Below are 20,904 nucleotides of genomic sequence, written 5' to 3' on the forward strand. Positions count from 1 at the left end.
CGACTATTTCACAATATCAGCGAAAAACATCTTCCCAGCATTGGTCTGGATCGCACCGGTAATTTCAACGTTAATCGTCTCACCGATGTGATTCTTCCCTTCTTCGACAACGATCATTGTGCCGTCATCCAAGTAGGCAACCCCCTGCTTACGCTCGGTTCCAGATTTGGTGATCTTAACCGTTAACTGATCGCCTGGAATCACGACTGGCTTCAACGCACTCGCTAATTCGTTGACATTTAGGACCTTGATGCCGTGGAAATGACTGACTTTATTCAAATTGTAGTCGGTCGTCACCACCACACCGTTCAATTTTTCCGCCAACATTAAGAGCTTGAGGTCGACTTCCTCTTCTTCGATGAAGTCCCCTGGATACAATTCAATCGTGATATTTGGATCTTCCTGCATATCATTCAGAATATCGAGACCGCGGCGACCGCGCACACGTTTTGAGGCGTCTGCAGAATCCGCGATGTACTGCAATTCTTTCAATACGAAGTTCGGAACGACTAGCACGCCTTCCATGAAGCCACTCTTCAAAACCGTTTGAATACGGCCGTCGATAATCGCGCTCGTATCCAACACCTTGACCGGCTGGAATTGTTCGCTTTGGTAGAATTCTGCTTTTTCTTTGATCACGCTGAGATCATCTTCGTTTTCCGGTAATGTCGGTGTTTCGACCGATGCTTTCGTTAATGCGTCACCGGCAGTTGCTTCCTTATGTCCCGGCATCATATTGCCAAAACGCATAAAAAAGTTACGAATATCCGCACGCTTCATCCAAGCGATCGCGTAACCGAGGCCAGCAAAGACGACAGTCAGGATAATTGGGAAAATATCGCTCAAAAATGGCAGATCCAAACCGACGAGCGTCATGTTGATCAGCCAGGCGATGATCAACCCGAGAATCACACCGATTGCGGCGATCAAGACGTCACCGATCGATAAGCCTTCAATGATCGCTTCAATTTTCTTAATCAGACGACCACGAAACGGGCGAACTAACCAAATAATAACGAAAAATAACAAGAACCCGATCAGCGCATTAATGAGCCCGCTCGTTGCCCAGAATGCAGTCAGACCGAAGAAAGCCCAGAGTTTCGGCAGTGCGTAGTAGCCGAAACCGGTACCTAATAAGAGAATAATGACATTAATCAACAGTGCCCAGAATCGTGAATCTTTATTTAATTTCATTGTTTTCACCTCCTTTCATTCCATCATACACTAAAAGCCTTACCGATTAACGCGGTAAGGCGAGTTTTAAACCTTCCTTTAAGGTTTTAATGCCGACAACCTCGATATCGTCCATTTTCGGTAAGCCTTCGAGATTGCCTTTCGGGATAAAAATCCGCTTGAAGCCGATCTTCGCTGCTTCCTGAATGCGATCCTGGACGCGGGATACACGACGAATTTCACCCGTCAAACCGATTTCCCCAATAAAACAATCGGTCGGTGCGGTTTCTACCTCATAGTAGCTCGATGCGATCGCCATCGCAATCGCCAAGTCGATCGCCGGTTCATCCAAACGTACGCCTCCCGTTGATTTCAAGTAGGCGTCTTGATTTTGAAGCATGAGGTTCGCACGCTTCTCCAAAACGGCCATAATGACCGACACGCGCGAGTAGTCGAGGCCACTCGCGGTACGGCGTGCATTCCCAAACGCGGTCGGTGTCAGTAGTGCCTGAATTTCCGTCATGAGCACGCGTGTGCCTTCGAGCGAAGCGACCACAGCGGAACCGTTCGCACCGTAGAGCCGTTCTTCGATAAAGAGTTGGCCGGGATTGGCGACTTCTTTCAGTCCGTTCGGCTGCATGTCAAAGACGCCGATCTCGTTGGTGGATCCGAAACGGTTTTTGACGGCGCGCAGAATACGGAAGGTATTGTATTTTTCCCCTTCGAAGTACAACACGGTATCCACCATATGTTCAAGCATACGCGGTCCCGCAATGTTTCCTTCCTTCGTCACGTGTCCCACGATAAAAATCGTAATGTTGAGCGACTTCGCGAGGCGCATCAAGCTATTCGTTGCTTCGCGCACCTGTGACACACTCCCCGCGACACCATCGCTGTTCGGATGGGTCATCGTTTGAATCGAGTCGATCACCACAAAATTCGGTTCGAGAGCCTGCATAGCCGCCTCAACCGCTTCGATATCGGTTTCTGAATAAACATAAAAATCTGCCGCATCGAAACCGAGACGGTCGGCACGCCATTTGATCTGGTGGATACTTTCTTCCCCAGAAACGTAAAGGACGGTCTGCCCTTTCGCACTCATTTCAGCGGAGACTTGAAGCAGTAACGTCGATTTACCGATTCCCGGATCGCCACCGATCAACACGAGTGATCCCGGCACGATCCCACCGCCGAGCACGCGATTGAATTCGTTCAAATCAGTTGGAATACGCTCTTCAGTTTCGGCGGTCACTTTTTTCAGTGTGGTCGGCTTTGTGTAACGCCCAGTTGGACGATCTTCGGGGTGGACGATCGCCTTCCCGTTGATGACTTCTTCCTCCATCTGATTCCACGTGCCACAGTTCGGACATTTACCGTACCACTGTGTCGAAGAATAGCCGCACGCCTGGCAGACGTACATGACTTTACGCTTCTTCGCCATTAGTATCCTCCGTCAATGGCACATCAGAACTACCGAAGCCACCAATGCGTTCGCCTTCCGCGACGTCATCGTCTGTCAAGAAGTAAGGAAAGAAAATACCTTGCGCGATGCGTTCACCCTTCTTGATTTCGACATCTTCCATACCGAAGTTCAACAACTGCACAAACATTTCGCCTTCGTTATCCGCATTGTTGTAGTAGTCACTATCGATAATACCGACACCGTTTGGAATCACGAGCGAACGTTTGAGCGGGTTGCTGGAACGGCACGTTAATTGTAAGTATTCGTTCTCCGGCATACGTACTTTGAGCCCAGTCGGTACTAATACCGGTTTCATCTGGCTCAAATCGATATCATTGCCGAATTCTTTGTAGCTGTTGAACGGCGCCCAATCTTTCGCGATTTCTGTCACGGCTGACTTCCAAAATGACGGCACGATCGTATCCTCAGCTGCTGCGATATCATAACCAGCAGAGCCCTTCGTCGCGCGTTTCGGTAATTCTAATCCCGCGTCCTGGTATTTTGATACAATTTCAAATCCTCGTGTCATAAAAACTTTCCTCTCTACGTATTACATATTACATACGTTCAACTGTCTGTCTTTTGATACAATGATTATAAATTTATTTTTTGGAGGGAACGCTTCATGTCTAAATACATTCCCGCAATGATTCTAGCGATTGTCGCTATCGTTGTGAACCTGACAATCGTCTCGAAATACTCTCGAGGCAAATTAAACGAAGACACCGCCAAACTGCTGCGCTGGTTTGCGAACGGCTGTTTGGCAGTGGCTATCGTCCTCGCCTTATTCGGGCAGTATCTCGGTTTTAGCGGCTAGTCGCGTTTGAGCGCGCGTACCTGGTCGAAGTGCTGCTTCGCCGCCTCGACAGTATCTGCATTACCGAAAACGACCACTTTGGGATCGTCGTGCATCGCTTCGAGCATTTGAATAAAAGCATCAACATCTGCGACTTTGGTGTGCAATGCTTCCTGCATCCGCGCCATTACGGTCTCTTCCGTATCATTAATGAAATAACGTTTCAGTGCCTGCGCATTCACGAGTTGTGGTGGCAGTGGGTACTGATACTGACCTAACACCCCGATGATCAAGCGATTGATCGCCTCCTGAGTGAGCGGGGTGTTTTTGAGTACATTCGCCATCTGCTGGAACACATCGATGGTCTGATCGAGCTTCGGATCGCGGTAACTATACGCCGCCAAGACACCCGTCTGACTGATCACTAGCCCTTGACCGTACGCCCCACCCTGAAGTCTCAGGGAACGATAGAGGATATCATTACTCATCAAATTGGTAAAGACTGTCCACTTACCGCTCGGCTGGAACTGTTCCGTCGACAAACGACTACCGTACGCAATGTACTGCACGCCGTCCGACTGCGTCAACGCTTCAGCTTGGATGTCCGCTGAAACTGCTGGGATCACCAACACTTCGCGACGTTCGTTGAGCGGTAAGGTTTCGAGCCAATCTTTGACGATCGTTTGGGTCTCCTCAATCGTGTGATCATCGGCTGTCACGGAAACGACAAGTGATTCGCGGTTCACGATACGCGCTAAGACATCTTTCAGTTTCTGAACGACGGTGTCCGGCTCTCTTTCTAGCGCTTCAAGCAGGTCGACGAGATGATCGTAATAGGCGACCCCGTCCATCTGTTCGGCGTAACGCCCCGAAGCGGTCAAACGACTGTTCAAACGTGTCAGCGCTGTCTGCGAACCGGCTGAGGACAGATCGTTATAAACATCATTCTTCACCTGACTCACGACACGACGCATGCGCGATACATCCGTCCAATCCGTCTCGGTCAAGATCTCCTTAATAATATCCAATCCGTAACACAAGTTCTTCGTGAGCGCCTTGGTTTTGATCAAGAAACGCGGCGTAAAGTCATCGCTGAACGCGCGTTTGAGGTATAGCCCTGGATCGATACTGATACCGCCAGTCGTCCGCATCGCCTGCACTTCCAATGCCTTGTACGTGTGCGACGTCGTATTCAGTTCGCCGAGCAGGAACGCTAAATCGTTGATGTACGGAATATCCTCAAATGGAATATCTGAGAGCGCGAACGCCAACGTCACGTAATCGACCCCATTGGCCGGCTGACAATGGCTGAGCAGCACCCCATCCCCCGCTAACGATTCACGGGTTTCGTCAAAAGTCGTAACTTTCGATTCAATATCATCGAGCGTCAAAAACGGTAATGTCTGGAGATTTTCTGGACTATCCGGCGTTTCTTGAAAATCTTTTAACGCTTTTTCGTCCGCCATCACTTGTTCGCGTTCGTCCGCGCTGAATAATTGTTTGATGGCTTCGAGTCGCTCAGCTTCTTTGGCTTGTTGCTGTTGGCGCTTCTCGTTACTCGGACGATGCACAATAATCAAACGATCTGGAGAAGAGATGAACTGCTGTAGCAATTCGTCAAAGACACCGTTTTGGATATCTTCGCGCAACTGTTTGAAGTGCGCCTGGAATTGGTAGACATCAGTCAGCTGATTGCGGTAGCGCCAGCCACCCATCAGCTGTGTCATCACCGTAATGCCACGGTTACGTCCGCTTAATTGGCGCGCACTCAATTCGTTTTGATCGACTGTTGCTTCAAGCAATTCGCGATCGAGGCCCTGTTCAGCCATTTCTTTTAAAGTATCTTCAATAATCTGAACGATCTCGTCCGCACGTTCCGCGTTAATATTTTCCAACACGAAGCGCATATCCGCGTACTGACCATCCGCGCTGAGCGTATACATATCGTCAGCGAGACCCGCATCAACAATTTTTTCACGCAGTAATGACGTTTCGGAATCAACCAAAATCAGCATTAGAATCGCCACACGCATGGCGCCCATCAAGTCATCGAGTTGTGTCGCTGGAACAGCGTAGGATAGGTAACTATCTTCGGTAACTTTTAACGTTTCATCGGCTGGAAAATCGACCGTCAACTGACGTCTGCCAGCTTCCCATGTCGGCACTTGGCGTTCGACCGTCGCATTGCTCGCTTTAAAGCGTGAATAATATTCATCGATCTGTGCTAAGGAATGCGCGATATCGACCGTTCCGTACAAACCGACCAGCGCATTATCCGGACGATACCACTTCTTATAGTAGGCTTTGAACTCCTCATAGGTAAGCGTCGGAATCACTTGAGGATCCCCTCCGGATTCATGGGCGTACGTTGATCCCGGATGCGTATACTGATCGACCTGCCGTCTGATCAAACGATCCGGATTCGTGTATTCACCACGCATTTCGTTGTAGACAATCCCATTCACTGTGAGCGGCGCATCGCTATCTGCCAATTCATAGTGCCAGCCTTCTTGGCGGAACAAGCGCTCATCCGTCATGACTTTCGGCGCAAAAACCGCATCTAAATAGACCGCCATCAGATTCGCAAAGTCCGTCTGGTTCGTCGATGAAAACGGGAAGAGCGTCATGTCAGAGAACGTCATCGCATTCAAAAAAGTCGCCATCGATGAAGTCGTCATCGTCATGAACGGGTCCTTGACTGGGAATTTCTCTGAGCCGGCGAGTACCGTATGTTCGAGGATATGCGCAACACCCGTACTATCTTCCGGTGGCGTCTTGAAACCGATACCGAACGCCTGATTCTCGTCCGCTGTTTCGATCCAAACCACCTGTCCCCCCGACTGTTCGTGCTGGTAGTAATGGGCGGTTGCCATAATATCCGTTAATTCTTCCTGTTTTACTTCAACAAATCCGTGCTGACGTTTAGTCATAGATACTCCATGCCTCCAATAATAATCTGATTAGAAACGCGGTGGTTCGCCAGGTTCTACATCAAATCCTCCAGCGGTTCTGAGTTCACTGTAGAGGATATGGCGAATTTCCGTTTCGGTTAATTGATGCGACTCGCGTTGCTTCAATTCCTCTTCTTCCTGTGGGGTATAAGTTTCATGATTATAAATTTTCTTTATCGTTTTTAGTTTCAATCCGTCTGCGAGATAATCCTTAATCTCGAGGAGACGGTCAATGTCATTCATCGAATAGACGCGACGGTTGGTGTCGGTACGCTTCGGAACGACGAGCTCATGGTGTTCATAGTAACGAATTTGACGTGCCGTGAGATCAGTCAACTTCATCACTGTCCCGATCGGAAAAATCGACAGTGATCGTCTAACTTCTTTTTCTCTCATCGACTGTCACCCCCTTAGTCGTGCTTTACTGCTATTTTACGATTTTTAGTGAAAAAGTGCTATAATCGGTCGTATTGAATTTTAGTGATTGGAGAGGTCAACGTGTCTGATAAACAGCTCAACCAAGCCAAACATGGTGCTCTGGTGTCATTTTTTGCGTATTTGATGTTAACCATTCTCAAATTAGTCGTCGGTTCCCTGCTCAATTCCAAGGCCGTACTCGCAGACGGCATCAATAACCTGACCGACACGAGTAACACGCTTATCATCCTGATGGGCATGTCTTTCGCCAAAAAACCGGCTGATGATGACCATCGCTACGGCCATTGGAAAGCAGAAACCATCTCTGCCTTGATCGTCAGCCTAGTGATCCTCTTGATCGGTGTCAACGTGCTATTGTCGAGCGGTGAGGCACTCTTCCAATCCAAACACGCGATCCCAAATCCTGAAGCGGCCTGGGTCGGTGCCTTCAGTGCGGTTATCATGATCCTTGTCTACCTCTACAACAATTATCTCGCTAAAAAGCTCCACAGTATCGGTCTGCAGGCGAGCGCGCGTGATAATTTCAGCGATGCCTTGACCGCCATCGCCACTACCGTCACCGTTATCCTCGCCCAATTCAATCTGCCATGGATTGATACGTTGACCGCCCTCGTCGTCGGATTCGTGATTTTGCGCAGCGGTTTCGATATTTTCAAAAAGAGCGTCTTTTCCTTAACGGACGGTTTCGATGAGACGAAACTCGATCACTACGCCCTCGGTATCATGAACCACGTGCCGCGCGTACGCATGATTCGTGCGATTCGTGGTCGTCAGTACGGCGCACACATCTACCTCGATATTACGATTCTAGTGGATGGCTCTTTGTCTGTAGATGAAGGTCATCAGATTACCGAAGAGATCGAACATTATCTCTATCAGGCGTTCGGTATCGAAGCGGTCGACGTGCATGTGGAACCGTTCAGAGAGCCTTACAATCAGGATATTTAACGTTTCTTGACGTGAAGTGATGCAGCGTTCAATGCGGTAATCACGGTGGATGCGGACATCAACACTGCACTCAACGCGGGTGTGACGACAAGATTAAATGGCGTAAATAACCCTGCAGCGAGTGGTAAAGCAATGATGTTGTATCCAGCACCCCACCAGAGATTCTGAATCATCTTGCGGTGCGAACGCTTCGCGAGATCGAGTAAGGTCACAATATCCATTAATTCTGATTTCACCAACATGACATCCGCGGTTTCAATCGCAATCGCGGTACCCGTTCCAATCGCCACACCGAGCGAGGCTTTACTGAGGGCGAGCGCGTCGTTGACCCCATCGCCGACCATCATCACGTGATGCCCCTCGTTCTCGAGTGCGGCGATTTTTTCTGATTTATCTTCAGGACGGCACTGACTGTCGTATTGATCGATACCGAGACGTTCGGAAACATTGTAAGCGACCGCCTCACGATCCCCCGTCATCATCACTGTTTGAATGTTCTGTTTGTGAAGTTCTTTAATCATTTCTTCAGCATGAGGCGCGATTTCATCGGCGAGCGCAATGTAGCCGAGATACTCACCATCACGCGTAACGATACTCAACGTCGCACCGGTCGTGAGCGTTTCTGGTAGTGTCATGCCATGCTGTTTGGCCGCTTGTTCGCTCAGCACTTGGATGTGGTGGCCGTCAATCACACCGCTCACGCCTTCACCCGGTACGGCTTTGAAGTCTGTAGTCGTCAAACGTTCAATCTGTTCACCTTCCGCGTAACGACTGATACCTGTAGCGAGTGGGTGTTCCGAGTAGTACTCGAGGCTGTAGGCGAGCGCTAGTACTTCGCGTTCGCTACTGTTCGTTTCAGCACCCACTGCTGTGACCTGGAAATCGCCCGTCGTCAACGTCCCCGTTTTGTCGAAAACGACCGTATCAATCTGATGCGCCGCTTCGAACGGCACAATTTGCTGAATCAAGAAGCCAGAACGCACGGCGAGACTCAACGTCCGTGCGTGAACGAGTGGAATCGCGAGTCCCAACGCATGCGGACACGCAATGACGAGCGTGCTCACCACAAATGGAATGGCGAATTCGAAGTTTTGAATCGTCCACCACGTAATTAACGCGAGAAACGCCACAGCAACCGCAAAGTAGAATAAATACCCCGCATAACGATCGGCGATACTCTGCACGGCAGATTTCTGCGCTTCTGTTTTCTTCAATAATTCGCCCATACGATTGAAATAGCTGTCGTCGCTGACTGCTTCGACTTCAATCGTTAAAGCACCTTCACCGTTCACCGTACCCGCAACCACTTCATCACCGACTGTCGCTTGGACGGGGAGAGATTCTCCCGTCATCGCCGATGTATCGATTTCGGATTTCCCTTCAATAATGACACCGTCGATCGGCACCTTATCACCGGGACGCACGAGCACACGATCACCGACTGCGAGTGCCGTGACATCGACTGTTTCCGTTGCACCATCCGCAGTAATTTTGAGCGCATCGTTCGGTAATAATTGTTTGAGACTGTTGAGGTCGATGGACGCGCGCATTTTTGCTTTCATCTCGACGATATGTCCAAACAACATGATGGCGATCAGTGTCGCCAATTCAAAGTAGTAATCCATCGCGTTAGGCAACACGAAAGTCCCGAGTGCGCTGTAGAGGTAGGCCGTAATAATCCCTAGACTCACGAGCAGCATCATTCCGGGCTTCTTGTGGTGAATCTCATGCTTTGCGTGCTTCAAAAACGGCTTCCCACCGTAGAAGAAGACAATACTTGAGAGGATAAAGACGAAGTATTTATCCCCTGGAAAACTGATGTGATAGTTAAATAACGTCATCAACATGGGCGAAAGGATCGTAATTGGAATCAATAAGCCGAGCACGACCCAGAGCCTTTTTTTCATATCTTGAATCATTTGGAACACTCCCCTTTAGTGTGTTTTTCCTTTTTGTCTCTCTATCATAGCGTAAACGGTTGCAGTTTGGTATGACCTTTCACGATTGTAGACGAAAAAGCAGCAATGGTCGAAACCATCGCTGCTTTCTTTGATTGATTATTTAAGTATTAAGCATCTGCCCAGTGTTCACGTTTGAAACGATTGCGTCCGGAACCCTCTGAATATAGAGAGTAATGGAGAGCGTTCTTCTTGTAGTAGTCCTGATGATGTTCTTCAGCAGGATAGAACGTGCTAGCTGGTTCGATCGCTGTCACAATCGGATCCTTGAAGCGACCGCTTTCGGCTAATGCTTTTTTAGAAGCTTCAGCGATCGTCTGCTGTTCCTCACTATTGTAGTAAATCACCGGACGATAGGAGTCGCCGCGGTCAGCGAATTGTCCCATCGCATCGGTCGGGTCGGTTTGCTGCCAGTAAATCTCAACGAGTTCATCGTAGCTGATAATTTCTGGATCGAACGTAATTTCAACCGCTTCCGTGTGTCCTGTATTACCGGCGCACACTTCTTCATAGGATGGATTTTCGACGTGTCCACCTGTGTAACCAGAGATGACGGATTCAATCCCTGGTTGTTCATCGAAAGGATGTACCATACACCAGAAACATCCGCCGGCGAAAATGGCTGTGTCAAAGGTTTTACTCATCGCATTCACTCCTCATTAATGTGTAAGAATATTTTGTCTCGTGATACATATCTTAACTAATTTCAAAGCAAATGCAAGTAAAAGGCTTATTTCACCGCGTTTTCTGGTGTAATTTCAGTGATTCCGCCCATGTAGCCAACCAGTGCTTCTGGAATACGTACAGTACCTTCAGCAGTTTGGTAGTTTTCCAAGATAGCAGCGACTGTACGTCCGACAGCCAAACCAGAACCATTCAATGTGTGTGCGTAAGCTGGTTTGCCGTCTGCGTTACGGTAACGGATCTGAGCACGGCGCGCTTGGAAATCTTCACAGTTCGAGCAAGAAGAAATTTCACGGTACGTGTTCTGTTCTGGGAACCATACTTCCAAGTCGTAAGTTTTCGCTGCAGAGAAGCCCATATCTCCAGTACTCAATACGATACGACGGTAAGCGAGACCGAGTTTTTCAAGTAAGCTTTCGGCTTGTTCGGTCATGCTTTCGAGTTCGTCATAAGATTGTTCTGGTTTTGCGAATTTCACCATTTCAACTTTGTGGAATTGGTGCATACGGATCAATCCACGCGTATCACGACCAGCAGATCCTGCTTCAGAACGGAAACTTGGAGACATTGCGGTGAAGTAGATTGGTAATTCTTCGCCTGGAATGATTTCGTCAGCATAGTAGTTCGTTAATGGCACTTCAGCCGTTGGAATCAACGTCAAGTCGCGGTCGTCATGTTCAATTTGGAAAACATCTTCCTTGAATTTAGGGAACTGACCGGTACCGTACATCGTCTTGTCGTTCACTAAGTATGGTGGGATATGTTCGATAAAACCAGCTTCCGCGTTGTTGTCGAGGAAGAAGTTGTAAACCGCACGTTCCAAACGTGCACCGAGGCCACGGTAGAAGACGAAACGAGAACCGGATGTCTTGGCACCCGCTTCAAAGTCTAGAATACCGAGTGCTTCACCGATTTCGTAGTGCGCTTTTGGTTCGAAGTCGAACTGTGGCTGATCGCCGTGACGATGGATTTCTTCATTTGCATCTTCATCCTCGCCGATTGGAATATCTGGGTGTGGCAAGTTTGGAATACGCGCCATCTTATCGTTGTACTCCGCGAGTACCGCTTTTAATTGTTCGTCGAGTTCACTGATCTTGTCACCGAGTTCACGTGTCGCAGTTACCGCTTCTTCTGCATCTTCACCTTGACGTTTCAACTGACCGATACGTTGTGATGCTTCATTACGTTCTTTCTTTAACTGTTCAGTTTCAGCAATCAACGCACGGCGTTTCTCATCGAGTTCAACAATCTTGTCCAATTCGGCACGCTCTACCCCACGTGTTTCCAATTTTTCGGCAATCGCGTCGAAATCTTCACGAATCTTCTTGATATCTAACATGACTATCCCTCCATCAAAATCTATAGCATTTAGTGACAAAAAAAGAGCCCCTCAAACATCCTCAATGGGACGAAGGGACTCTGTTCGCGGTGCCACCCACATTCAGTCATAGACTGCAACTCTCTGTGCAATAACGGACACACCGGCGATACTTATTTCGTACGCGTGATATTGTGTGGATTCACTACCCTAGACCAACGCTCACACCAACCGCGCTGTCTCTGTCACTGTCAATCAGGTAATTACTAGTCACAATCAAGTTTTAACGTCATTATATACAAAATATTTCTATTGTCAACAACAAAATACACAAATGTTCATAATTGACATTCAAGTAAGCGTTAACTACAGTGGGGATACATACAAATGAGCCACTGGGGGCGCTTTTTGTGCTGAGATGGTTAACAACCTGTCCCCTAATACATGATACGGGTAATACTGGCGGATGGAAGTGGTATCCGTATTTAGGTGGACATAGGCATTGCGTCTACCTAAAATACAAGATATCAATATGCGCGCACGCTCGGATGATAGGTGTGCGCTTTTTTGTATGGCGATCACGTCACTGTCATATAGAAAGGATTTGTTTGGATGTTAACTGACGAACTCTATCATCGTGTCGAACCATTGATTCAGAAGATCTATCACGAAGATTTTATCCAAGGAGTAATCAACGGTAATCTCGATAAGGAAGCTGTCCATCGCTATCTACGTGCTGACAGTAAATACCTCAAAGAATTTGCTAACCTGTACGGTCTACTCATGACGAAGGTGGAGGATATTGAGACGAAATGTGATTTCTATCGCCTCGTTGACTCAGTATTAAATGAAACGAACGGTGCACATCAGATTCTTGCCGACTATCTTGAAGTAGATTATCAAACGGTCATTGACGATGAGGAATGGTATCCGACTGACGATCATTACGTGAAGCATATGTACTACAACGCCTATCGCTATTCCGATCCTGTCTTCGGACTCAGTACGATGGCAGCCTGCCCTTACGTTTACTTCCGTCTAGCAGACCTCATTGCAGAGAACGAAAACCTCACCTACGATAATTCTCTCAAGGGGTGGGTCGACTTCTACAACGAGCCTTTCATGGACGTCAAAAATTTATTCCAGCGCGTACTAAACGATGCTGGCGAAACTAAATCCGAGGCCGAACTCAAAGTTATCAAACACAACTTCTACAAGAATTGTGAGTTCGAACGTCAATTCTTTAATATGGCGACGAGCGACGAACGTTTCTTATTTGAACGCGGCGACTACTAATTTCACAATAAAATAACCGTGCGACGCCTCACTTTTTCCTAACTTTTGTACATTAAATTCATTAATTTTCTGACAATTTTACTCAAAACGATTGACTTTTGAGAAAAACGATCTATAATGATGATAATAAGTTATTATAGCGTTTACATGTACAGAAAGGAGGAGGCATGATGTCATCGCACCCAGTCATCGCATCGTATCGAATGTTGATGGATTTTCTCGCGGAAATCCTTGGTGAACACTATGAAATTGTGCTTCATGTCAACGGTGGTAAGGACGGTTTCTATATTGATAAGATTATCAATGGTCATATCAGTCATCGAACCGTCAACTCACCCATGACGAATTACGGTCTCAGACAGATTGAAAATAAGGCCTATCTCGATAATGACTACGACATGCATTATTCTGTAGTTACCGATGACGATCGCAAGCTGGTCGGATCAACCTTCTTCATCAAAGAAGACAACCAGCTGCTCGGTATGCTGTGTATTAACACGGATCGTTATCGTGCGCGCGACCTCGTGAATAACCTGCTCGATTTAATTCCAGGCAGCCAAAACGTCGTCTGTGAATTCAGACCTTATGACGGCAAGAGTGAAGAAAACGAGGTTGAAGTGCTCACGAGCGATATCACCGATATTATTCACCGTACCGTCCGCGATGTCGAAGCGAATATGACGCATTCCGGTGTCTTCAAGAAGAACGACAAAATGACGTTGATTCGCGAATTAAAACGCAAAGGGATCTTCCAAATCAAAGGTGCGATTCCGAAAGTCGCCAGCACGCTGAACATTTCTGATCCGAGCGTCTACCGCTACCTTTCAGAAATCAAGCGCGAGGAACAAAGACAGATCGACGAACACTAGTTAAGTATTAATCATTTTAGAAGGAGTACTAAACGATGAAAAAAGTCCTAATTGTCCACGATATCTCATGCTTTGGTAAATGTTCAACAACGGTTGCGATGCCGATTATCAGTAGTATGGAATTGAGCGGTGTGTTATTACCCACCTCCCTACTCTCCACCCATACTTCTGGCTTCGAGGACTACACGTTCTTGAACTTAAACGAAGAAATGAAAAAAATCGTTGAACACTGGAAATCTTTAGATCTCAAGTTCGACGCTGCTTATGTCGGCTACCTCGGTAGTATCGACCAGATCGAATACTTGAACGAAACGATTCCAGAATTATTGACAGATGACGGTAAATTCTACCTCGATCCTGTCATGGCTGATAACGGTGAATTCTATCCTGCCTTCGACGAAGCTTACGCTAAAGCGATGCGCACGCTCTGTGAAACCGCCGATGTGATCATGCCAAACCAGACGGAGGCTTCTTTCATCTATGATATTCCTTATACTGAAGGGGAAGAAGGACTCGAACATGTCGAATCCTTAATCGAAGAGATCAACCAGAAGTCAAAAACCGCGCTCATCCTAACGGGTAGTGGTAAAGACGCTAACGATCAAACGGGCGCTTTCTACTACGACGCTGAAACCGGTGAACAAGGCGTCATCAAAGATCGTCTCGTCGGCGGTAGTTTCCACGGTACCGGTGATATCTTCGGTAGTATCGCAGTCGGTGCGCATGTGAACGGCGCGTCACTCAAGGAAGCTACTGAAATCGCCGTGAAGACGTTGCCTCAGATGATCGAAGATTCACTCGACAACCCGAACATGATGCGCGACGGTCTCGACTTCGAAAAATCACTTGGTGACCTCTCACAGTTCGTTCGCAACTTACATGCTTAATATTTAATTCTTAAATATCCTTCAATATTAGCAGGTGTATGCCAGATACACCTGCTTTTTTAATATTTTGTATCCCCTTTAAATGTTGATACGACAACGTTTTTATAACTCATCTGATAAATTTTTATTATTTGCATAATAATTGTTGACATGCCATGAAAACGATTTTATAATGACGTTGTTGATAAATTATTAGTAAATGAGATGTTTTTATCTCATTTATCTGTTATCCGAAAGGAGGCTACTCCCACGCATGGATTTTTTATTTAGTATCGGGTTACTCATCCTAGTACTTGGACTGTTTACCCTATTTACCTACAAGGCACCATACGGGGCAAAGGCGATGTCTGGTTTCGCAGATGCTGCCTGTGCCACGTTACTGGTCGAGGCCTTCCTCTCATCATTCGCTGGTAACGTCTTTAACATCCCGTTCCTTACTGAATTAGGGGACGCTGCTGGACAACTCGGTGGGACCGCGACGGCCGCATTGGTGGCTTCAGCGATCGGTGCTTCACCAGTTTACGCCATGTTAACCGGTGCCGCAGTGTACGGTTTCGGGATCGTTCCTGGACTAGTCGCTGGTTACATCACCGCGTTCGTGATTAAATGGATCGCTAAGAAGTTGCCAGAAGGTATCGACTTGATCGCGATGATTATCGTCGTTGCGCCACTTTCTCGCTCGATTGCGATGGTCAGCACCCCGCTTATCGATGCAACACTGAGCCAAATCGGTAACACGATTACCGCATCGGCACAGAGTAATACGATTTTGATGGGAGCGGTGATTGGTGCCGTGATGTCCGTTATCGGTTCATCACCAATCAGTTCCATGGCCATCTCCGCGATGCTCGGGCTCGTTGATATTCCGATGGGTGTGACCACAATGGCCATTTGGGGATCATCTTGGTTGAACTTGGTGGTCTTCCACCGTCTCAAATTCGGTACCAACCGTGAAACCTTTGCGGTATTTATCGAACCAAAGACGCAGGTCGACTTAACGTCAGCTAATCCGATTATTATGTACGGTGCTAATGCGGTATCCGGTGCATTGTGTGGTATCTTTATCGCACTTTACGGTTTACAAAACTTCGCCTCAAGTACGGCAACACCGTTTGCAGGGCTCGCTGTCATGTTCGCATACAACCCTGCGATCAAAGTCATTATTGCCGCTGTCGGCTGTGTGATTATTGCCGTCACTGTCGGATGGGTATTCTCTTTGATTTTCAAAAACAGCAAGATTGTGACTGCTGCAGAATTGAGAAAAGAACCATCAACTAAATAACTTGTTAAACAACTATAAAAACGTTATCTTTAATGGGGGTGATTGTAGGAAAGCAGTTACACAATATGCCATACCTACTCTAACCATGTCACGTATTATTAGACGAAAGGATGAATTTTAATGTCTTCTATTGACACACAGAAATACATTGAAAAATCGCCAATTATTAACGACGTTATGAACCTTGATCCTGTATTCTGGATCAACGACAAACGTCCTAACTTCATCGATGCCAAAGATGTTGTTGACTACACTTACTTAGACATCAAAGACGCTGAAGAACGTTTGGAACGTTTCCGTCCGTTCATTCGCGACAACTTCGAAGACACTGTCGAAGCTGACGGTTTAATCGAATCACCAATCTCTAAAGTTACTAACTTCCAAAAAGACGAAGCAGAACGTTACGGTGTCGACATTCCAGGTACACTCTACTTGAAACGTGACGACTTGTTGCCAATCTCTGCAACAATCAAAGCACGCGGTGCCATTTACGAAGTATTGGTACACGCTGAAGAAATGGCTTTGGAAGCTGGCTTGTTGACTGGTTTCACTGACGACTACGCTAAATTCTCCAGCAAAGAATTCCAAGACTACTTCTCCACGAAGAAAGTTGTCGTTGCAACAACTGGTAACTTGGGTATTTCCGTTGGTGTGATGGCTGCGAAATTAGGTTTCACTGCGATCGTTCACATGTCTACTGAAGCTAAACAATGGAAGAAAGACTACTTGCGTTCAAACGGCGTTGACGTTATCGAACACGACACGAACTTCACGGAAGCCGTTGCTGCAGGTCGTCAAGCATCCGACGAAGATCCAGACTCTTACTTCGTAGATGACGAAAACTCCAAATACCTCTTCTTAGGTTACACAACTGCTGCTAGCCGTTTGAAGAAACAATTAGACGAAGACAACATTCAAGTTGACGAAGACCACCCACTCTTTGTTTACCTTCCATGTGGTGTTGGTGGTAGCCCAGGCGGAATCACGCTCGGTATGAAACACGCATTCGGCGACAATGTTCACGCATTCTTCGCTGAACCAACACATGTGCCATCCTTACTCTTGGCATTGACTTCCGGCGAATATTCCGGCGTATCCGTATACGACTTCGGTATCGACGGTAAGACGGTCATGGACGGATTAGCTGTACCACGTACATCTAACTTCGTTTCCCGCGTCATGGAAAACTTCTTCAACGGTGGTTATACAGTAACTGATGACGAAGCGAAGAAGACATTGACTCGCTTAGTAGATACCGAAGACATTGCGCTTGAACCAGCTGCTGTTGCCGGCTTACCTGGTCCTGCGAAATTCTTCGGTTCCGAAGCAGGTCAGAAATACTTGAAAGACCAAGGTTTAACTGACAAAGTTGAAAACATTACTCACATCGCTTGGTCTACTGGTGGTAACATGGTTCCAGATGAAGACAAGAAAGAATTCTACAACTTAGGTGTAGATCTCTAAGAACCATCTTCCCCCTCATATAAATAAAAAATAGCGGCCGCATTCATTATTGGATGCGGTCGCTATTTTGTTTGGTTTAATTCATTGTTTCTGGTGCCATTTCTGGATTCAATAAGCTTTGAATCATATCGTTGATCATGCGTGTGATGCGAACGAGGAACGACACCCTATCGATCGATTCGGTCGGCATGACACGTACCGAAACGTCAGACTGATTATCCAACTTTTCAAAGTACGGTGTTTTCGGGACATAGTAGATTTCGTTTACCGATTCACCCGTTTCGAGCGGTGCTTTGACGATCAGATGTCCTGAATTATCGTAGTTGACCGAGTCTTTATAGAAGGTCTGATAATCCTGTTCAGTATCATCCGTCGTTAGCGCAAAATAACCGACATTCGTATCGTAATAGAGGGTCGTTCGCTGTTTATTGCCCTGGAGGACGGAGACGGTCGTATCGTTACCGCCGACACGTTCACCTGCACGATGAATCGCATGCCATTCCAACTTGGCATTCAGCATATCCAATAGCTCACTCATATCTTGGTAGCGCAGCGGATCCTCACCGTCTCCCATGACCACGGCCAGTACATTCCGGTCCTTTAACGTTGCGCGCACAAATACAGCATGATCGCCTGCACTCTGCGTCCCCGTCTTACCACCCGTCACATCCGAACGGCCGAACGCCATACCAGGAATCAATTCATTCTGATTCTCAACGGTATGCGTCGCGCCGCTCGGTCCCGTAATGGTAACTGAGGTTGACATTGAACGTTCCATCATTTCCGGATGGCTTCGGATAATCAGACGCGCCGCACGCAAATAGTCACGCGCCGTCATCTGATTCACCTGATTCATACCGAAGAAGCCACCCGATGTCGCGGCGAAATCATCACCGAGTCCCGTCGCACTCACTAAATTCACATCGGAGATCCCCATATCCTTGAGATGATGTGTGAGTTCGTCGACAAAATTTGCCTCGGAGCCGGAAACTTTCTCTGCGAGAGCGACAACGGCTGCATTCCCACTAGCAACCATCGCCGCATCAATCAACTGTCCTACCGTGTAGAAATCCTCGGATTCCTCGAGCGGTACGTTGGAGAGTCCTTCCACCGTCGATAATTCCGCCACTTCTTTACTGATCGGCACTTTAGTGTCTAAGCTGAGATGTCCTTCCTTGATGTGATCGTAAATGATATCGAGCGTTAACACCTTTGTCAGACTCGCAATCGATTGTTTTTGGTCCGGTTGATGTTCATAGAGCACCTGCCCGGTTGCCTGATCGATCACCATGGCAGACGAGAACTGAAACGGATACTCACTATCGACAGTATTTGAAAATTCCGTCAGACTCTCTGCACGCACAACGAGCGGACGCCCCCATAAAATGACACATGCGAATACCACCGCTAGCCAGTAAACCCCTAATACCTGTAGCCATTTGACGGTATGCCTATGCATCATGCATCACCCCCATTATTCTTTTGGTTGTTCATTCGGTATCTCACAAATAAATCGCGTACTCTCCGCATCCGATTCAGCCCAGATCTTGCCGTGATGCAGAGCTACGATGCTTTCTGCAATCGCTAGACCGAGGCCACTCCCTTTTGTGGAACGCGACTGATCGGCACGATAAAAGCGCTGAAACAGACGAGTCAACTGATCTTCAGGAATTTGATTCCCATCGTTCGCCACACAAAAACGTGTCGTCTGTTCATTCTGCGAGACCGATAATTTGATAAATTTGCCGTCGCCACCGTATTTCAACGCATTCGTGATTAAATTCGAGAAAACGCGCACCATCTTTTGGCTGTCAATCATTGTATAGATGTCATCAGCTGCGGCGTCAATTATCAATTCCCGATTAGCTTCAAAAACTTCGATATCGAATTCCACTGCCAACTGCTCCAACAAACGCACCACGTTAACTTTTTGAAAGGACAGGGAGAAGTTAATCTGACTGACCTTCGTATATTCAAACAGGTCTTCTACCATATCCTGCAGGTGACGCGCTTTATTGTAGGCGATGGTGGCGTACTTAATAGCCTCATCGCGATCCCTGAACTGTCCCGTCTGAATCAAACCGACGTAACCGATGATAGACGTCAAAGGCGTGCGAATATCGTGACTCATGTTGACGATCAATTCGTCCTTCGACTGTTCGATCTGACGCTCTTCCTCCATCGCACGCACGGTCTTATTGACGAGGCGGTTGACACTTTCGACGATCGGCTGCATGCTGTTGAGATGGCGATCCGACAGTTGATAGTCGTAATGTCCCTGCGACACGTAATGCAATTCATCCAGAATAAACCCCATTTGAATGATGCGATAGCGTCTCAGCACACGCCAGCCGATAATGACGAGGCTAAACACCCCGTAGACAAACGTAAACCCGAGGGCGAGCGAGCGACGCACTTGCGGGAAGATGAACCCGTAGTACGGATAGTACGACAATAAGTAGGGATAGAGAATTTCAAAAACCGATATAATCAAAAACAATAGTCCGAAATAACCGATCAGAAGAATCGCTGCGATGGCGATAGCTTCCATGATCAGTTCAATCGCTACCCGCCAGTGACTCTTGCCTTTCGGTGCAATCGGCTCATGCTGTTGCTGTTTCTTTTGACGTCGCTTCATCAGTCCGTTTGGCTACTCGGATCACTGATCTTGTAGCCAACACCCCAAACCGTTGAAATGACCTTGTCCCCACCGGTTGCCATCCCGATCTTATCGCGCAAATGACTTACGTGTACCATGACCGTTTTGGCTGAGATGACGGAATCCTGTTGCCATACCCGTTCAAAGATCTGGTCAGCACTGAACACTTCGTTTGGATGACTCGCTAGCAAGTAGAGAATGCCGAATTCCAATGCGGTTAACTGGATCGGCTTGCCATCGACCGTCTCGACATCGTGCGAACCCTTGTGGATGATCAAAGGGCCGACCTTGATCGTGTCGCTGCTCTCTTCATTATTTGCACCCGAGCGACGCAATAGTGACTTCACGCGCGCCATGACTTCGAGCGGATTGAACGGCTTCGTGACATAATCATCCGCCCCCGTCGTCAAGCCGGAAATCTTATCCATGTCCTCGGACTTCGCACTGAGCAAGAGAATAGGCAGTGAGGAATCACGCGAGCGCAATTCTTTCACCACCGTTAAACCGTCCTTCCCTGGCATCATAATATCCAAAATCATCAAATCTAAGTCTGGATAGTTGCTGATCGTTTTGAGTGCGGTACGGCCGTCGTAGGCTTTGACCACTTCTAATCCTTCATTTTCGGCATAAATCGCAAGTAAGTCGACGATCTCTTTGTCGTCATCAACAATTAATATCTTCATTAGGACACACTCCTCTCTCGGTGTCTGGTATTTCTT

The 20,904-nt window shown here is 47.4% G+C and carries 18 protein-coding genes and 1 riboswitch; of the genes, 7 read left to right on the top strand and 11 right to left on the bottom strand.

Annotation, left to right across the window (positions count from 1 at the left end; translation table 11 throughout):
- Window positions 1-3: 3 nt before the first annotated feature.
- From ACWOEX_RS04995 to ACWOEX_RS05005, 3 genes are read right to left on the bottom strand one after another with little or no spacing between them, the layout of a single operon-like run.
- Window positions 4-1,194 (bottom strand): PIN domain-containing protein, encoded by a 1,191-nt coding sequence (locus tag ACWOEX_RS04995; RefSeq protein ID WP_455298428.1) that lies wholly within the window; start codon window positions 1,192-1,194, stop codon window positions 4-6.
- A 46-nt stretch (window positions 1,195-1,240) separates the two neighbouring features.
- A complete protein-coding gene (gene radA / locus ACWOEX_RS05000; protein WP_455298430.1) occupies window positions 1,241-2,614 on the bottom strand; it encodes a DNA repair protein RadA in 1,374 nt (457 codons plus the stop codon).
- On the bottom strand, window positions 2,598-3,164 hold the full coding sequence (locus ACWOEX_RS05005; RefSeq protein ID WP_455298431.1) for a dUTP diphosphatase: 567 nt from the start codon (window positions 3,162-3,164) through the stop codon (window positions 2,598-2,600). Before ACWOEX_RS05005 ends, radA begins: the two co-directional genes overlap by 17 nt.
- A 96-nt stretch (window positions 3,165-3,260) precedes the next feature.
- On the opposite strand from ACWOEX_RS05005, the gene ACWOEX_RS05010 reads away from it, so the two are divergent.
- A complete protein-coding gene (locus tag ACWOEX_RS05010) occupies window positions 3,261-3,452 on the top strand; it encodes a hypothetical protein (RefSeq protein ID WP_455298433.1) in 192 nt (63 codons plus the stop codon).
- Here ACWOEX_RS05010 and ACWOEX_RS05015 read toward each other — a convergent pair.
- The gene (locus tag ACWOEX_RS05015; RefSeq protein ID WP_455298435.1) at window positions 3,449-6,361 is read right to left on the bottom strand and encodes an insulinase family protein; all 2,913 of its coding nucleotides are present in this window, start codon (window positions 6,359-6,361) and stop codon (window positions 3,449-3,451) included. The two genes, ACWOEX_RS05010 and ACWOEX_RS05015, sit on opposite strands and share 4 nt — an antisense overlap.
- 30 nt (window positions 6,362-6,391) lie before the next feature.
- Window positions 6,392-6,778, bottom strand: a complete 387-nt coding sequence (locus ACWOEX_RS05020; RefSeq protein WP_455298437.1) for a MerR family transcriptional regulator — start codon at window positions 6,776-6,778, stop codon at window positions 6,392-6,394.
- A gap of 102 nt (window positions 6,779-6,880) precedes the next feature.
- Here ACWOEX_RS05020 and ACWOEX_RS05025 point away from each other — a divergent pair, with 102 nt between their 5' ends.
- Entirely contained in the window at window positions 6,881-7,768 is an 888-nt protein-coding gene (locus ACWOEX_RS05025; RefSeq protein WP_455298439.1) for a cation diffusion facilitator family transporter, read from the top strand.
- Here the strand turns inward: ACWOEX_RS05025 and ACWOEX_RS05030 are convergent.
- The 3 genes from ACWOEX_RS05030 to serS all read right to left on the bottom strand — a co-directional run bounded on the left by ACWOEX_RS05030 (window position 7,765) and on the right by serS (window position 11,749).
- Complete coding sequence (locus ACWOEX_RS05030) at window positions 7,765-9,687, bottom strand: heavy metal translocating P-type ATPase (RefSeq protein ID WP_455298441.1); 1,923 nt, start codon at window positions 9,685-9,687, stop codon at window positions 7,765-7,767. The two genes, ACWOEX_RS05025 and ACWOEX_RS05030, sit on opposite strands and share 4 nt — an antisense overlap.
- Window positions 9,688-9,836: 149 nt before the next feature.
- Window positions 9,837-10,370, bottom strand: a complete 534-nt coding sequence (msrA, locus tag ACWOEX_RS05035) for a peptide-methionine (S)-S-oxide reductase MsrA (RefSeq protein WP_455298442.1) — start codon at window positions 10,368-10,370, stop codon at window positions 9,837-9,839.
- Between the two features lie 86 nt (window positions 10,371-10,456).
- Window positions 10,457-11,749 (bottom strand): serine--tRNA ligase, encoded by a 1,293-nt coding sequence (gene serS / locus ACWOEX_RS05040; RefSeq protein ID WP_455298444.1) that lies wholly within the window; start codon window positions 11,747-11,749, stop codon window positions 10,457-10,459.
- Between the two features lie 366 nt (window positions 11,750-12,115).
- A riboswitch (TPP riboswitch) is annotated at window positions 12,116-12,216 on the top strand.
- Between the two features lie 124 nt (window positions 12,217-12,340).
- Between serS and tenA the strand changes: the two genes are divergently transcribed.
- The 5 genes from tenA to ACWOEX_RS05065 all read left to right on the top strand — a co-directional run bounded on the left by tenA (window position 12,341) and on the right by ACWOEX_RS05065 (window position 17,526).
- Window positions 12,341-13,024 (top strand): thiaminase II, encoded by a 684-nt coding sequence (gene tenA / locus ACWOEX_RS05045; protein WP_455298446.1) that lies wholly within the window; start codon window positions 12,341-12,343, stop codon window positions 13,022-13,024.
- Between the two features lie 167 nt (window positions 13,025-13,191).
- On the top strand, window positions 13,192-13,893 hold the full coding sequence (locus ACWOEX_RS05050) for a helix-turn-helix transcriptional regulator (RefSeq protein ID WP_455298448.1): 702 nt from the start codon (window positions 13,192-13,194) through the stop codon (window positions 13,891-13,893).
- Window positions 13,894-13,928: 35 nt separating this feature from the next.
- Window positions 13,929-14,780 (top strand): pyridoxamine kinase, encoded by an 852-nt coding sequence (locus ACWOEX_RS05055; protein WP_455298450.1) that lies wholly within the window; start codon window positions 13,929-13,931, stop codon window positions 14,778-14,780.
- Between the two features lie 253 nt (window positions 14,781-15,033).
- Window positions 15,034-16,062 (top strand): PTS sugar transporter subunit IIC, encoded by a 1,029-nt coding sequence (locus ACWOEX_RS05060; protein WP_455298452.1) that lies wholly within the window; start codon window positions 15,034-15,036, stop codon window positions 16,060-16,062.
- Window positions 16,063-16,182: 120 nt separating this feature from the next.
- Complete coding sequence (locus ACWOEX_RS05065) at window positions 16,183-17,526, top strand: D-serine ammonia-lyase (RefSeq protein WP_455298454.1); 1,344 nt, start codon at window positions 16,183-16,185, stop codon at window positions 17,524-17,526.
- Between the two features lie 76 nt (window positions 17,527-17,602).
- Here the strand turns inward: ACWOEX_RS05065 and ACWOEX_RS05070 are convergent, their stop codons facing one another.
- From ACWOEX_RS05070 to ACWOEX_RS05080, 3 genes are read right to left on the bottom strand one after another with little or no spacing between them, the layout of a single operon-like run.
- Window positions 17,603-18,988 carry a D-alanyl-D-alanine carboxypeptidase family protein gene (locus tag ACWOEX_RS05070; protein ID WP_455298456.1) on the bottom strand — a complete coding sequence of 462 codons (1,386 nt, stop codon included), beginning with the start codon at window positions 18,986-18,988 and terminating at the stop codon, window positions 17,603-17,605.
- Between the two features lie 12 nt (window positions 18,989-19,000).
- Window positions 19,001-20,164 carry a sensor histidine kinase gene (locus ACWOEX_RS05075; protein WP_455298458.1) on the bottom strand — a complete coding sequence of 388 codons (1,164 nt, stop codon included), beginning with the start codon at window positions 20,162-20,164 and terminating at the stop codon, window positions 19,001-19,003.
- A complete protein-coding gene (locus ACWOEX_RS05080) occupies window positions 20,164-20,868 on the bottom strand; it encodes a response regulator transcription factor (protein ID WP_455298460.1) in 705 nt (234 codons plus the stop codon). The genes ACWOEX_RS05075 and ACWOEX_RS05080 overlap by 1 nt, the downstream gene beginning before the upstream one ends.
- Window positions 20,869-20,904 lie beyond the last annotated feature (36 nt).

This window comes from Aerococcus vaginalis, assembly GCF_053762225.1.